This window comes from Halomonas sp. BC1 (assembly GCF_002078135.1).
Lineage (GTDB): Bacteria > Pseudomonadota > Gammaproteobacteria > Pseudomonadales > Halomonadaceae > Vreelandella > Vreelandella stevensii.
Map to the genome: position 1 here is coordinate 56,468 of NZ_LFGS01000007.1, position 14,238 is coordinate 70,705.

Sequence of the window (14,238 nt, forward strand, 5' to 3'; positions counted from 1 at the left end):
CGCGCCTGGAAGCAGCCATGCGCCACGGCCTGCTGGTGGGCGGCAAGCGCCTGCGCCCGCTGCTGGTCTATCTGGCGGGGCGCTCCCTGGGAGCAGAAGACGACGCCCTGGACGCCCCCGCGGCGGCCATCGAGCTGATCCACGCCTACTCGTTGATCCACGACGACCTGCCCGCCATGGATGACGACGACCTGCGTCGTGGCCAGCCCACGGTGCACAAGGCCTACGACGAAGCCACGGCCATTCTGGCAGGCGACGCCCTGCAGGCGCTGGCCTTTGAAGTCATGGCCAGCCGCCCGCACCCGCGCCTGGCTGCACTGGTATCTACCCTGGCGGTGGCCGCTGGCCGCGATGGCATGGTGGCAGGCCAGGCGCTGGACCTGGCAGCCGTGGGTGGCCATCCCGATGTCGAGGCACTGGCTCACATGCACGCCCACAAGACCGGCGCGCTGATCGTGGCGGCGGTCCGGATGGGTGGGCTGATCGCCGTCGAGGCCGACGACCCACGCCTGGCGGCACTGATTCGCTATGCGCGGGCCATTGGTCTAGCCTTCCAGATTCACGACGACATTCTCGACGTCACCGGAGACACCGCCACGCTGGGCAAAACCTCCGGTGCCGATGCTGCCCGCGCCAAGCCCACGTATCCCAGCCTGCTCGGGCTGGCGGGCGCCCAGCAAAAAGCGAACGCATTGATCGACGAGGCCATTGCCGCGCTCGCCCCGCTTGGCGAGCCCGCCGCGCCCCTGGCCGATCTTGCCCATTACATGATCGAGCGCGACCACTAACGATGCCTTTCACAACATACCCATGAAAACATGCCGCCTATGAAGCTGTTCGACGAGATACCCCGCGAGCGCCCGGCGACGCCGCTGCTCGACTCCTTTGACCACCCCGCGGCCCTGCGGGCCATGAGTCCTGGCCAGCTGGCGCAGCTGGCCGACGAGCTGCGCGCCTATCTGCTGTATAGCGTCGGTGTCACCGGCGGCCACTTTGGCGCAGGGCTCGGCGTGGTGGAACTCAGCGTGGCCCTGCACCACGCCTTTCACACCCCCAGAGACCGCCTGGTATGGGACGTAGGCCACCAGGCCTACCCCCACAAGATTCTCACCGGCCGCCGTGAAGCCATGCTCGGCATCCGCCAGCACGGCGGCCTGGCCGCGTTCCCCCGCCGCGCCGAATCCGAGTACGACACCTTCGGCGTTGGCCACTCCAGCACCTCGATCTCGGCGGCGCTCGGCATGGCCCTGGCCGCCCAGGCACAAAACGACCCGCGCCGCGTGTGTGCCATCATCGGCGATGGCGCGCTCACCGCGGGCATGGCCTTCGAAGCGCTGGCCCACGCGGGGCACGTCAACGCCAACATGCTGGTGGTGCTGAACGACAACGAGATGTCGATCTCCGAGAACGTCGGCGGTATCGCCACCTATCTGGCGCGGATGCTCTCCAGCAAGCCTTACCTGAAAATGCGCGAAGAGGGCAAGAAAGTGCTCTCGCATCTGCCCGGCGCGCTGGAGTTTGCCAAGCGCACTGAAGAGCACATGAAGGGCATGGTGAGCTCCGCAACGCTCTTCGAAGAGATGGGCTTTCACTACGTGGGCCCCATCGACGGCCACGACCTGGACGCGCTGACCCAGACCCTACGCAACCTGCGTGACCAGAAAGGCCCCCAGTTTCTGCATATCAAGACGGTCAAGGGTAAAGGATTCCTGCCGGCAGAGGCCGACCAGATTGGCTACCACGCTATCACCAAGCTAGAAAAAGTGCCCGCGTCCAGCGCGCCCCCGGTGAAGCCTCCCGCTGCGCCCAAGAAGAAGTACTGCAATGTGTTTGGTGACTGGCTGTGCGACATGGCCGCCGCCGACCCGCGCCTGATGGGCATCACTCCCGCCATGGGCGAAGGCTCGGATCTTATTCGCTTCGCGCAGACCTACCCCGAACGCTATTTCGACGTGGCGATTGCCGAACAGCACGCGGTCACCCTGGCCGCAGGCATGGCCTGCGAGGGCATGAAGCCCGTCGTCGCCATCTACTCGACCTTTCTGCAGCGTGGCTACGACCAGTTGATCCACGACGTGGCCGTGCAGGACCTGGATGTCACCTTCGCCATCGACCGAGCAGGCCTGGTGGGAGAAGACGGCCCGACGCACCACGGCAGCATGGACCTGTCGTTCCTGCGCTGCGTGCCCGGCATGGTGATTCTGGCCCCCGCCGATGAAGCAGAGTGCCGCGCCATGCTCAGCGCCGCCTACCACCACCCGGGCCCGGCCGCCGTTCGCTACCCCCGTGGCACCGGCCCCGGCGTGGCCATTCCAGACCATCTGGAGCCCATGGCGATTGGCCAGGCCGAGGTTCGTCGCACCAGCACCAGCGACGGCATGCGCATCGCTCTGCTGGCCTTTGGCAGCATCAATGGTGCCGCCGCCGAGGTGGCCGAGAAGCTCAATGCAACGCATATCAACATGCGCTCCATCAAGCCGCTGGATCGCGACGCCGTGCTGCACGCCGCCGACGAGCACGAGCTGCTGGTCACGCTGGAGGAGAACGTGATTGCGGGCGGCGCGGGCAGCGCGGTGAATGAGCTGCTCCACAGCGAAGGCGTTCAGGTCGAAGTCCTGAACCTGGGCTTGCCGGACAGCTTCGTCGAGCACGGCACCCCCGCCGAGCTGCTGCGCGACTGCGGCCTGGATGCCGCCGGCATCGAAGCGGCCATTCGTTCGCGCCTGCCGTCGCCTTGAGCCTTCTGACTAACTTGTTGAGACCGTTATGCTTTTTTTGATGATTCTGTTTGGTTTGATCGGCCTTGCCAGCGGCGGCCCCGTGGGCCTGCTGGTGGGGGCGGGTCTGGGCTGGTGGTTGGCACGCCAGCTGGGGCGCCGTTTGAATGCCGCCCGCACGCGCTTGCAGGAAGGCTTCCTGGAGTCGATCTTTTCGGTGATGGGCTGCCTTTGCCAGGCCGATGGCAAGGTCACGCCAGGTGAGCTGGGCGTGGCCGAAAAGCTGTTCGATCAGATGCGTTTGCAGGGCGAGCACCGCGCCAAGGCGCGGGCCGCCTTCGAACGGGGCCGTGCCGACGACTTCGATCTGGAGGCCGAGTTGGCCAAGGTCAATCGCCTGACCCAGCGTCAGCCCATTTTGCGCCAGGTATTTTTGCAGGTTCAGCTCAGCGCGATTGCCGCCGATGGGGTCCTGCACCCCGCCGAGCATGAGATGATTCTGCGCGTGGCGCGGGGCGTTGGCTGCAGCGAGGCCGAAGTACAGCAGATCGAAGCCATGCTGCATGGCGCGACGGCCAACTCTCAAGGCGCCAGCGAGGAAGCTCTGAAGGATGCCTATCGCGTACTGGGCGTGGCCGAAGACGCCAGCGATGCCGAGATCAAGAAAGCGTATCGTCGCCTGATGAGCCAGAATCACCCGGACAAGCTGGCGGGCAAGGGGCTTCCGGAGAGCATGCGCGAGGTGGCGCAGGCCCGCACCAGCGAGATTGGCAATGCCTACGAGCGCATCCGCGCGGCGCGGGGCCAGTAGCTCGTGACAGGGTTCCAGGGAGTCGCTACAGTGAAAACTTCACGGTACTGCCTGGAGCCGCCAAATGATCACGCTATACAGCTTTCCCAACTCCCGCTCGCTACGCGCTGCTTGGACGCTGGAAGAGCTGGGCCTGGCGTACCAGTGCCACCACGTAGCCCTGGACCAGGGCGCGGGGCAAAGCGCCGAGCATCTCGCCCGCCACCCGGATGGCAAGGTACCCGTGCTGGAAGACGGCGAACTGACGCTGTTCGAATCCGCGCCCATCTGCCGCTATCTCGCCGAACGGTATGGCGAAGGCCAACTGCTGCCACACAGCGTAGAGGAACGCGCCCAGGTAGATCAGTGGCTAAGCTTCATCGTCACCGAGATCGAGCAGCCGCTGTGGCTGCAGGCCAAGCACAAGTTCGCCCTGCCTCAGGACAAGCGCGTGCCCTCCGTACTGCCCACCGCCGCCTGGGAATTTCAGCGCGCCCTGACCGCCCTGGAGCGCCGCTACCACGGCCAGGAGACGCTGGTGGGCGATACCTTCACACTGGCCGACCTCTTCCTGACCCACACCTTGAGCTGGGCAGCGAGCATGAAACACCGCCTGCCGGAACCGCTGGTGGCCTACCGCGCCCGCCATGCCAACCGCCCGGCGCTGGCCCGTGCTGCGGAGAAGGAGCAGGCCGCAGCAAAGCATTGATCCATCGCTAAACGCTTTCAAAACCGTTGCTGGCAACGCATGGCAATGGTTTTGGCTCGATGTCGCTGGCTTGGTCTAAAAGCCCAACTCATCCAGCAGATCGTCTACTTGATCCTGCCCTGCTACCACATCTGCCTTATTTTGGTTCACCTGTGGTCCGTTCCGCAGCTTGGCATGCTCATCTCGGCTATCTTCCACCTTAACGCCATCGGTGATATGGGGCACACTATCGACAAGCACCTGAACAAGCTGCTCTTCGATGAGCTTGATGACCTCCATCATTTTCTTGATCACCTGACCGGTGAGATCCTGGAAGTCCTGAGCCATCATGATTTCAAGCAGCTCTTTTTGCGTCGCCCCCGTTGCGCTGGGAAGTTTGTTGTTCAAAAAGTCCTGAGTGTCTTCGAGGAGGCTGGGATCACCCTCTATCGTCGCCAGCTTCGCTGCCGCTAACTGCCAGCGCTCATTAAGTGCGGCGCCCTCTTCCTCAAGACCGTCTTGTAACGGCTGAGCACGCTCAACGGCATTCAATGCCCGCTCTGCGGCCTGCTCCGTCATGGAGGCGACATAGTTTAGACGGTCATTGGCATCCGGTATCGCTTGCGCCGCCTGGGTGATCTGCTGATCCAGGCCCAGCTCTTTCATGCTGTCCCGCAGCAGTCGCGTCAACCCGCATTGAGAGCCGGTGCACGGCTATGCAGCAAGTGCTTGCCAACCGCCTTGAGCGCCCCCCAGCCTCCCGCCGGGTTATGGTACTCGTGGATAGTGGGTTCGTGTTCGTGCTCAGACATGAGGCTCCTCCAGCATTGACCGCTATCATGTAGACTATCGTAGAGGCTCATGATAGCACTCTGCTGCTGACCCAACGCCTGCCGTTCACCTGCTTTCGGGTTATAGCCAGTCTGACCAGCCATCACATGGCGCAAGCAATCAGTGGCTTATCATCCACGGTCGTGCTGACGGAAACATTTTATTACCATCAGCGGTGTAAAATACTTGTGGCTTATGGCGATGCTGGTGGCAACAGCCACTCTCCCGTTCACTCGCCCGATTACCGTGGCGCGGCTCATGTGCCGCCTTCTCATTACGCGCCATCGCATTACGTCGGGCAGGATCCATCATCAGTAACTGCGGCGGTATTAGTAACACCCTTGGCGACAGCTCCCCACACTCCGGACAGGCATGGGCATCTCCAGACGCCCGGATGGGTACGAGTTCATGAAACAATCCATGCCTGGGGCACTTGAAGTCATACAATGGCATCGTATTTCTCCTGGCAAGCGGTACCGAGATAACGCCATAACGGGCTCTCGGCACCGTCACTCTTAATTTAATGACACCTGGTTTGGTAGTCGTTTATATTTGCCGACCACTTCAACGCCCCTGGTCACTTCTCCTTGGAGAGCGGTAAATCACTACCAGGAACCACTTTAGTCGTCGGCCCTTCCGCATTGGGTTTTATATCGAAGTCGAAGATGTCCGTTGGTAGCCATAGGGTGGCACACGCATTGGGCACATCCACAACACCGCTGATATGCCCCTGTACTGGGGCACATCCCAGCAATGAGTATGCCTGAGCACCGGTATAACCAAACTTCTTAAGGTACTCAATCGCGTTAAGCACTGCCTGACGATAGGCAATATGCACATCAAGGTAGTGCTGCTTGCCTTCCTCATCCACGGAAATGCCTTCGAAGATCAGATAGTCATCATACTTCGGCGCAATGGGACTAGGTTTGAAGATCGGGTTTTTGATTCCGTACTTCTCCATGCCGCCTTTGATGATATTGACCCGCAGGTGGATCCAGCCGGCCATTTCGATCGCACCACAAAAGGTAATTTCCCCATCCCCCTGACTGAAGTGCAGATCGCCCACGGACAAGCCCGCGTCTTTCACATACACCGGGAAATATACCTGGGAGCCTCTGGAGAGATCCTTGATATCACAATTACCGCCATGCTCACGGGGCGGGACAGTACGAGCACCTTCTGCCGCTGCCTGGGACTTGGCATCACCTGTGAGTTTGCCCATGTGGGCAGTGTCAGCATAGGGCAGATTAGCCAACCCCGGAACACGCTCGGGATCCGTATCGTAGAGCTCTTGCTCACGGCGGTTCCACTCATTCAGCATCTCTTTGGACGGCAGGCAACCAATTAACCCCGGATGGATCATGCCAGCAAATTCCACATTGGGAATATGGCGGGATTTAGTGAACATACCATTGAAGTCCCAAATCGATTTCTGGGCTTCCGGGAAATGTTCGGTGAGAAAGCCGCCACCATTTTGCTTGGAGAAGAAACCGTTAAAACCCCACTGACTCTCTTTGAAGGTGCCAATATCGAGAATATCCACCACCAGCAGATCTCCAGGCTCTGCCCCTTCTACCCCGACCGGGCCAGTGAGGAAATGCACTTGGGTAAGGTCCACGTCTCGCACATCATCGGCGCTATCATTGTTCTTGATCTGACCACCGGTCCAATCGTGACACTCCAGAATAAAGTCATCCCCCGGCTTCACCATTTTCGCCATGGGAATGTCCGGATGCCAGCGGTTATGAATGTTCTCGTTTTCGTAGGGTGACTGGTTTAGGTCAATCCTGATCAGCGTCTCAGCCATGATAGTAACTCCTCAGCGAGTGATTGGGGTCAAGCGAAGATCACAAAGCCACTATTGTTGAAACCGCCAGGTAAGACCATTCGTGAATAGCACCCCCTTCTTACGTCATTTGACGTAGGAAGGGCGCTATCAGTAACCCAGAAGAGCGGGAGCGCAATCGTCACCTCGGGTTACAATTTGCGATTGCATGAAAACAAAAACGCCTGATGACGAGCATCAAGCGTGTGGTATCTGGCATATGTCTTCAGACTGGGGTGACAATCAGCAATCCATTGTCCATTTTTGCTCCAAAGGTATCTGCTTGGGGGGAATCCAGCATGCCCCTGGCCAGCGGAGGTAGCAGCTCGTTGCGGACTCGCCGTGCCATTTCTCTGGCTCCGTAGCGTGCATCCAGTGGCCGACAGAGGTGTCGTTTGGCTGCTTCATCCACAGTCAGCACCGCCTTGCGTTTCTGCAATTTCCGCGTAAGCCGATCCAGTTCAATATCCAGCAACTGTTCGTTCAGATTCCTGTCCAGGGGATTGAAAGTGATGATGTTATCGATGCGGTTCAGAAATTCCGGGTCAAAGTGTTGAGCCAATGCCTGTTCCACTGTGTCAGTAATTTGGCGCTGCCCACTTCCCCAACGCCACCAACTTTTCTGCTGCTGATGCCTCAATGCAGATACCTGCGCAGCCCCCGCATTACTGGTCATGAAGATCAGGCTATTGCGGAAATCTATCTCCCGATTGCCAGCACTGAGCCGCAAGCGACCTCTCTCCAGCACGTTGAGCAACGCCCTCACTACCTCAGGACTGGCCTTTTCCAGTTCATCAAACAGCACGAGACCGGGCTTGCTGAAACTCCCCTGAATGGCATCCACGTCAAATAGCGTCTGGCCCTCCTTACTGCCTACATATCCAGGCGGAGCACCCGTCAGCGAAGCTGCATAGTGCTCCTGCGCAAGGGTACTCATATCAATACGGCAAACCGCATCGGCGCTACCATGAATGGCTTGTGCCAACAGCCGTACCGTCTCTGTTTTCCCCACCCCCGTTGGCCCGACAAACAGTTGGACCGATAATGGCCTATCATCTGCGACAACATCAGCCTTAAGTATCTGTAGCACGTTATCGAGTCTGTCCAACACATGATCCTGACCAACAATCCGACTCCGCAAAAGCGCCATCACTGCTACCGGATCAAACACAAAACGGCTCATGCGAGAGGGGGTAGCGGACCAACGCTGGCGGTCCGCTGTTTCCTGATTGGCTGCCAATTGCTCATTGATAAAAGGCATCAGTTCCCCGCCGTTTTCTCTTTTCCATCTACAGGCAATTCGCCAACGGGGCACTCGGCAACCCCGATGGTGCGACGGGTCATGGCTTCGACCTGCTCACGGGCCTTCTCGGCATCCATCACCCAAGTGCGATAAAAGTCGAATGGGCAATCAGCAACGCCCTTGTCACCATCACCAGAGTTGTACATACCGGTGTAGCCCCGGTGCAGCAGCTTGAACAGATGATTCTGGGATTGGTCATTGGCACGGGCATCGCGGATTTGACTGATCGATAACTGGGCGTATTGCACCCCCATATCCTCCTCTCCACACTCACCCAGCGTACGCCCATCAAAGCCGATAACGGCGGAGTGCCCAAAGTAGGAATAGACACCATCAAACCCTGTGGCATTGGCAACGGCCACATAGCAGTTATTGGCCCACGCCATGGTTTTGGCCATCATCACCTGCTGCTCCTTGGCCGGGTACATATACCCCTGACAACGTACAATCAGCTCAGCGCCTTTCATGGCGCAATCTCGCCAGATTTCCGGATAGTTGCCATCATCACAAATGATCAAACTGATTTTGAGCCCTTTGGGGCCCTCTGTGACATAGGTTGTATCTCCTGGATACCACCCTTCGATAGGGCACCAGGGAATACACTTACGGTATTTCTGTACTATCTCCCCGTGATTATCAATCAGTATCAGGGTGTTGTAGGGGGCTTTATGAGGATGCTCCTCATGGCGTTCACCCGTCAGCGAAAAGACGCCCCAGGTATCTGCTTCGCGACAGGCGGCAGAGAAAATCGCCGTTTCATCCCCAGGAATCGTCGCGGCCGTCTCCATCATTTCGTCATTGTCGTACATAATCCCCATAGTGCTATATTCGGGGAATACCACTAGGTCCATCCCTGGCAGCCCCATTTTCATGCCTTTGATCATGTCAGCAATCTTGTGGGCATTTTCTAGCACTTCTGCCCGTGTATGCAGACGCGGCATTTTATAGTTGACGACTGCTACACCAACGGTATCTGGGCTACTGGAAATATCACCATGACGCATAAGAGTTTCCTCTTCGATATTAATGGACTGCCTTGGCACAATGACAAGGCGACACTGGCACCACTAAACGGCTAGAAAGCTGGCTATCTTGGCTTGATCAGCCGTTCCACTCTGCTCCTCATGCACAATCCTGCCTTTCTCAACCACCACCAGACGATCCGACATTTCTATGGTGAAACTCAGCACTTGCTCCGAAACCAAAATAGCGATTTTTTTCATCGCCCGGATCTCATTCAGGGTGGCGGCAATCTCCTTGATGATGGAGGGCTGAATACCTTCGGTCGGTTCATCAAGCAGCAGTACTTTCGGCTCGGATACCAGAGCGCGGGCAATAGCTAACTGTTGCTGCTGGCCTCCTGACAGATTCCCCCCCTTGCGGTTACGCATGTCATGCAGGACCGGAAACAGATCGAATATTTCGCTCGGCACTCTCTTTACACTGGCCGTCTCCAGCCCCGCTTCGATATTTTCCTGCACACTCAGGTTGGAGAAGATCATCCGTCCCTGGGGGACATACGCCATCCCGGAGGCTACCCGCTGATGCGAAGACATGTTGGAAATATCCTGACCATCAAGCACGACCTTTCCTTCACTGGGCAAAATACCGATCAGGGCCTTGAACAAGGTGGTCTTGCCCATTCCATTACGCCCCATCACGGCAAGCGACTCCTCTTTCCCCATATTTAAATTCATGTCGCGGATAACCTGACTCTGGCCATAACTCACTTGCAGGCTGCTAACTTCGAGCATACTGTTACCCTCCTTTCTCAGTGTCCCAGATAGACGTCAATGACGTTCTTGTTCTGTTTGACGGTTTCAATATCTCCTTCTGCCAATATCTTGCCCTGGTGCAAAACAGTTACTTTGCCGCCCAGCGCTGCCACAAACTCCATATCGTGTTCAATAACGATTACCGAGCGTCCCTGGGCAATACGTTTGAGTAGCCGGGCTGTTTCCTGACGTTCACTGGCACTCATGCCGGCAACAGGCTCATCAAGCATCAGTAGCTCTGGTTCCTGAATCAGTAACATGCCAATCTCCAGCCACTGCTTCTGTCCATGACTAAGCAGACCAGCTTCCATATCCAACTGGTCTTCCAGTTGAATTTCCCGGGCAATGTTATGAATGTGCTGTATCACCTGCTCATCACGTTTGAAAGCCAGCGCACCAAATACACTTCTCCCCTGCGGATAGGAAACTTCCAGGTTTTCAAACACGCTCAACCCTTCGTAAATAGAGGGGTTCTGAAATTTGCGCCCGACACCCTCCCAGACGATGCGATGCTCCCGTAATTGCGTCAGCTCTTTACCACGGAACTTGATGGAACCAGCAGTGGCTTTGGTCTTGCCACAAATCAGATCAAGCAACGTTGTCTTACCAGCCCCGTTGGGACCGATCACAACACGCAGCTCACTCTCATCCATGTAGAAGTTCAGTCCTTCAATCGCCTTGAAGCCGTCAAACGATACGGTAAGCTCCTCAATAGCGAGTAAAAAGTTAGTATTTGAACTCATGAGCGATTCTCCGTGGCAGGCGGATGTCGGGTGCGCTTCTGCATCCATGGCAGACGCGACCCAAGTGCAGAGCGGTAACGGTCTACCAGGCTTGCCAATCCGTACGGAAGCAGCAGCACCACCAGAATGAAGACAGCACCGATCATCACTTGCCAAAGTTGAGGATATGCTTCCGCAAAAAGAGTCTTCGCATAACTGACCAGCAGAGCACCATACACGCCTCCCAGCAGCGATAACCGCCCACCAACAGCCGCGAAGATGACAAACTCAATGGAGGGAACGATGCCGACAAAGGAGGGCGACATGAAACCCACCTGCAGGGTAAACATCGCCCCACCGATACCCGACATGAAGGCTGCCAGGCAAAAGATAAATATCTTGAAATTGGCCACATCGTAGCCAGAGAAACGTACCCGATCCTCCCGATCACGCAATGCCGTCAGAATACGGCCATATTTACTGCCCAGTACCCAGCGACCAATGAGCACACAAGCGATCAGTAGTACGGCATTGAGGTAGTACAGCAGGTACTGTGAGCTATCATCGCGAATATCCCAGCCCTTCAGGGTACGCAAGTCGGTGATACCATTGATCCCGCCGGTATAGCCCTGCTGCCCTACGATCAGAATGGTCAACACCACTGCCAATGCCTGGGTGATGATGGCGAAGTAGACACCACTCACCCGACGCTTGAACATGGCATAGCCGATGACAAAGGCGAACGCCGCTGGCAGTGTCAACACGGCCAATACCGTCAACGTCAGACTTTCAAAGGGTACCCAGAACCAAGGCAGCTCGGTAAGCCGGTTCCAGTCCATGAAATCAGGGATACCAGGTGTCGTCTGGATACGGGTACTGTGCGGGTCGGAGGCTTCAAGTTTCAGAAACATCGCCATGGCATAGCCGCCGACACCAAAAAAAATCCCCTGTCCAAGGCTAAGGATTCCTCCGTACCCCCAACATAGCACCAGCCCCAGAGCCACAAACGCATAGGTGAGATAGCGTCCCGCCAGATTCAGGCGGTAAAGATCCAATATCATCGGCATTACGACCATCAGGATTAACGCCAGTAAGGCGATGCCCCCCAAACTCGCATGACGCCCTGCAAATAAGCGGTTGATCAAAGACATGCGACATCTCCTTAACGACGCACCTTGCTGGCGACCAAACCTTCTGGACGTATCAGCAAAATGGCTATAACAGTGAGCAGAGTGAGGACTTTGGCCATAGAGCCTCCCATAAAGAACTCCATCACCGACTGGGCTTGAGCGATAGAGAACGCAGAGGCAATGGTTCCCAGCAGGCTACCGGCTCCGCCAAACACAACAACCAGGAAGGTATCGACGATATACAGCGAGCCACTGGTTGGCCCGGTAGAAGAAATAGTGGTAAACGCCGCCCCCGCGATACCGGCAATGCCGCACCCCAAGGCAAACGTCATGCGGTCAACACGTTTGGTATTGATGCCAATGGCACCACTCATTTCACGGTTGGCAGTCGTACAGCGGACACGTAACCCCCAACGAGAGCGGAATAGCAGCCACCACACTCCCAGGGTCACAAATAGCGTCAAGACGAGAATCGCTATACCATTTAGAGGTATATCAATCATCATAGTGGGTTGATAGGAGCCACGTAACCAGCCAGGTACGATGACACTGACCTCCCGAGCTCCGAATGCTGAGCGGAAGCCCTGCTGCATGATCAGGGCCAGGCCCCACGTTGCTAATAATGTATCGAGGGGCCGATGATACAGGTGGCGTATCAGCACCCACTCCACCAGATAGCCCACGACAAAGGCACTGGCAAACGCAACCGGGAGAGCAAGAAACAAATAGTAGTCAGTCATACCGGGCAATTGTCCCAGCGTGACTGAACAGAGATAAGTGGCATAAGCACCTATGACCATGAACTCGCCATGCGCCATATTAATGACACGCATCTGACCGTAAATAATTGCCAGCCCCAAGGCCATCAGTAGCAGAACACTGAAGAAACTGACCCCAGCGAATCCCTGCATGGCCAGGATGGCCATCAGTTCCTGCGTTGTGAATCCATCCATGATGGAATCCCCCAATTGATATCAAACAAATAACAGTGACTCTGCGGCAGCCTGGGCTACCGCAGACTGGTTATTGATTACTGGTATCCCTCGGGGAAAGGGTTGGGTTCGATCAGTTCCGACTCCCAGACAACATCGGCTTGCCCGGTCTCATTCCAGCGACCTATCCGTGTTTTGCTCCACAGGTGGCGATTGGGATGCACCTTGACATAACCTTCAGGCGCAGTGGTTAACTCAATATCCGCCATGGCAGCTGACACAGCATCAATATCAAAAGTACCCGCTTTCTCTACTGCCGCCTTCCACAGCCACGGCCCCAGATAAGCCGCTTGTGTCACGTCACCGATAACACTATCTGCACCCCAGCGCTCCTGAAACGCCTCAACAAACGCAGCATTGTTATCGTTATCCAGGCTCTGGAAGTACTTCATCGCCGAGTAGAAGCCATCGACATTCTCGCCACCAATACCCAATACTTCATCTTCAGTCACTGAGATAGTCAGCAATGTCTGGTTATCACCATTGACACCAGCAGCATTCAATTGCCGGAACCAGGCGACATTACTGCCACCGACGACAGCGGCAAAAATCACATCAGGATTACGCAAGCGAATACGATTGATATTGGAACCAAACGAGGTATGTTCCAGCGGCGCGTAGTCCTCCCCCAATACCTCCCCTCCCAGTACATCTTCGATATGTATCCGGGCAATCTTCATTGAGGTACGTGGCCAGATATAGTCGGAGCCAATCAGATAGAAGCTACGCGCACCCAGCTCGTTCCAGGCCCAGTCAATACTTGAAAGTATCTGCTGGGTCGCTTCCTGTCCGGTATAAATAACATTGGGGGACTCTTCCAGTCCCTCATAAAAAGTGGGGTAGTAGAGAAGGCCATTTTCTCGCTCAAGAATCGGCAACATGGCTTTACGGGAGGCGGATGTCCAGGCGCCAAAGATAGCGGCTACATTATCCTGTGTGAGCAGCTTGCGCGTGCGGTCAGCAAAGGTAGGCCAGTCACTGGCACCATCTTCAATGATATATTCAATTTGCCGCCCCAGTATGCCACCCTGGGCGTTAATCTGTTCAATCGCCAGCCGCTCTGCTTCAACCGAGCCAGTTTCGCTGATTGCCATAGTGCCTGTTAGCGAGTGCAGAATACCGACCTGAACCGTATCATCCGTCACAGCGAGACCAGTAGTATTCACTTCACTCGTAGGTGGATTACCCCAAGCTGTCGTGGATGATATGGCCACTGCCAGGGGCAACGCGACCAGCCCTGCCAGCAGGCGGCGGCGTAGCGGCAAATGCCGTGTACGTGCAGTCTCAGAACGTTGCGTAAACATGATGGTGATTCCCCGAGTTAGCGATAATTCGGAATCTGTATTGATTCCACACCAACAGTATTGGCGCGCATAATGTCATCGCACTATGCGGGGAATACACCAACCGCCTACGTCATTTACCCCATAGCAATGGTCAGCGACACAGCTTAATATTTTTGCTA

General features: G+C 56.7%; 15 protein-coding genes. 4 read left to right on the plus strand and 11 right to left on the minus strand.

Annotated elements, in window-relative coordinates:
* The 4 genes from B7L72_RS06945 to B7L72_RS06960 all read left to right on the plus strand — a co-directional run.
* On the plus strand, window positions 1-788 hold a 788-nt coding region (locus tag B7L72_RS06945), incomplete at its 5' end, for a farnesyl diphosphate synthase (protein WP_081193416.1).
* A 39-nt stretch (window positions 789-827) separates the two neighbouring features.
* Window positions 828-2,738 (plus strand): 1-deoxy-D-xylulose-5-phosphate synthase, encoded by a 1,911-nt coding sequence (dxs, locus tag B7L72_RS06950; RefSeq protein WP_176212852.1) that lies wholly within the window; start codon window positions 828-830, stop codon window positions 2,736-2,738.
* A 28-nt stretch (window positions 2,739-2,766) separates the two neighbouring features.
* On the plus strand, window positions 2,767-3,528 hold the full coding sequence (gene djlA / locus B7L72_RS06955; RefSeq protein WP_081193420.1) for a co-chaperone DjlA: 762 nt from the start codon (window positions 2,767-2,769) through the stop codon (window positions 3,526-3,528).
* A gap of 64 nt (window positions 3,529-3,592) precedes the next feature.
* Window positions 3,593-4,216, plus strand: coding sequence for a glutathione S-transferase family protein (locus tag B7L72_RS06960; protein ID WP_039178675.1), 624 nt, complete (start codon window positions 3,593-3,595; stop codon window positions 4,214-4,216).
* A gap of 75 nt (window positions 4,217-4,291) precedes the next feature.
* Here the strand turns inward: B7L72_RS06960 and cheZ are convergent, their stop codons facing one another.
* The 11 genes from cheZ to urtA all read right to left on the minus strand — a co-directional run bounded on the left by cheZ (window position 4,292) and on the right by urtA (window position 14,077).
* Window positions 4,292-4,885: a protein phosphatase CheZ gene (cheZ, locus tag B7L72_RS06965; protein ID WP_139788461.1), complete on the minus strand. Its 594-nt coding sequence runs from the start codon at window positions 4,883-4,885 to the stop codon at window positions 4,292-4,294.
* Entirely contained in the window at window positions 4,882-5,007 is a 126-nt protein-coding gene (locus B7L72_RS18895) for a hypothetical protein (protein ID WP_254893772.1), read from the minus strand. Before B7L72_RS18895 ends, cheZ begins: the two co-directional genes overlap by 4 nt.
* 139 nt (window positions 5,008-5,146) lie before the next feature.
* Window positions 5,147-5,479, minus strand: coding sequence for a zinc ribbon domain-containing protein (locus B7L72_RS06970; RefSeq protein WP_081193422.1), 333 nt, complete (start codon window positions 5,477-5,479; stop codon window positions 5,147-5,149).
* 124 nt (window positions 5,480-5,603) lie between these two features.
* On the minus strand, window positions 5,604-6,833 hold the full coding sequence (gene fmdA / locus B7L72_RS06975; protein WP_081193424.1) for a formamidase: 1,230 nt from the start codon (window positions 6,831-6,833) through the stop codon (window positions 5,604-5,606).
* Between the two features lie 244 nt (window positions 6,834-7,077).
* A complete protein-coding gene (locus tag B7L72_RS06980; RefSeq protein WP_081193426.1) occupies window positions 7,078-8,112 on the minus strand; it encodes an AAA family ATPase in 1,035 nt (344 codons plus the stop codon).
* Window positions 8,112-9,158: an aliphatic amidase gene (locus B7L72_RS06985; RefSeq protein ID WP_081193428.1), complete on the minus strand. Its 1,047-nt coding sequence runs from the start codon at window positions 9,156-9,158 to the stop codon at window positions 8,112-8,114. The genes B7L72_RS06980 and B7L72_RS06985 overlap by 1 nt, the downstream gene beginning before the upstream one ends.
* 63 nt (window positions 9,159-9,221) lie before the next feature.
* Window positions 9,222-9,908 carry an urea ABC transporter ATP-binding subunit UrtE gene (gene urtE, locus B7L72_RS06990; protein WP_081193430.1) on the minus strand — a complete coding sequence of 229 codons (687 nt, stop codon included), beginning with the start codon at window positions 9,906-9,908 and terminating at the stop codon, window positions 9,222-9,224.
* Between the two features lie 17 nt (window positions 9,909-9,925).
* Window positions 9,926-10,672, minus strand: coding sequence for an urea ABC transporter ATP-binding protein UrtD (gene urtD, locus B7L72_RS06995; RefSeq protein ID WP_081193432.1), 747 nt, complete (start codon window positions 10,670-10,672; stop codon window positions 9,926-9,928).
* A complete protein-coding gene (gene urtC, locus B7L72_RS07000; RefSeq protein ID WP_081193434.1) occupies window positions 10,669-11,802 on the minus strand; it encodes an urea ABC transporter permease subunit UrtC in 1,134 nt (377 codons plus the stop codon). Before urtC ends, urtD begins: the two co-directional genes overlap by 4 nt.
* An 11-nt stretch (window positions 11,803-11,813) precedes the next feature.
* A complete protein-coding gene (gene urtB / locus B7L72_RS07005; protein ID WP_081193436.1) occupies window positions 11,814-12,734 on the minus strand; it encodes an urea ABC transporter permease subunit UrtB in 921 nt (306 codons plus the stop codon).
* A gap of 77 nt (window positions 12,735-12,811) precedes the next feature.
* Entirely contained in the window at window positions 12,812-14,077 is a 1,266-nt protein-coding gene (urtA, locus tag B7L72_RS07010) for an urea ABC transporter substrate-binding protein (RefSeq protein ID WP_081193438.1), read from the minus strand.
* Window positions 14,078-14,238: the final 161 nt, after the last annotated feature.

What these genes read in the sequence shown, in the direction of transcription:
- B7L72_RS06960 (WP_039178675.1), top strand. Translation starts at nt 3,593, where the DNA reads ATGATCACGCTATACAGCTTTCCCAACTCCCGCTCGCTACGCGCTGCT.
- urtB (WP_081193436.1), bottom strand. Translation starts at nt 12,734, where the DNA reads ATGGATGGATTCACAACGCAGGAACTGATGGCCATCCTGGCCATGCAG.
- B7L72_RS18895 (WP_254893772.1), bottom strand. Translation starts at nt 5,007, where the DNA reads ATGTCTGAGCACGAACACGAACCCACTATCCACGAGTACCATAACCCG.
- urtE (WP_081193430.1), bottom strand. Translation starts at nt 9,908, where the DNA reads ATGCTCGAAGTTAGCAGCCTGCAAGTGAGTTATGGCCAGAGTCAGGTT.
- fmdA (WP_081193424.1), bottom strand. Translation starts at nt 6,833, where the DNA reads ATGGCTGAGACGCTGATCAGGATTGACCTAAACCAGTCACCCTACGAA.
- urtA (WP_081193438.1), bottom strand. Translation starts at nt 14,077, where the DNA reads ATGTTTACGCAACGTTCTGAGACTGCACGTACACGGCATTTGCCGCTA.
- B7L72_RS06980 (WP_081193426.1), bottom strand. Translation starts at nt 8,112, where the DNA reads ATGCCTTTTATCAATGAGCAATTGGCAGCCAATCAGGAAACAGCGGAC.
- urtC (WP_081193434.1), bottom strand. Translation starts at nt 11,802, where the DNA reads ATGTCTTTGATCAACCGCTTATTTGCAGGGCGTCATGCGAGTTTGGGG.
- B7L72_RS06970 (WP_081193422.1), bottom strand. Translation starts at nt 5,479, where the DNA reads ATGCCATTGTATGACTTCAAGTGCCCCAGGCATGGATTGTTTCATGAA.
- djlA (WP_081193420.1), top strand. Translation starts at nt 2,767, where the DNA reads ATGCTTTTTTTGATGATTCTGTTTGGTTTGATCGGCCTTGCCAGCGGC.
- B7L72_RS06985 (WP_081193428.1), bottom strand. Translation starts at nt 9,158, where the DNA reads ATGCGTCATGGTGATATTTCCAGTAGCCCAGATACCGTTGGTGTAGCA.
- dxs (WP_176212852.1), top strand. Translation starts at nt 828, where the DNA reads ATGAAGCTGTTCGACGAGATACCCCGCGAGCGCCCGGCGACGCCGCTG.
- urtD (WP_081193432.1), bottom strand. Translation starts at nt 10,672, where the DNA reads ATGAGTTCAAATACTAACTTTTTACTCGCTATTGAGGAGCTTACCGTA.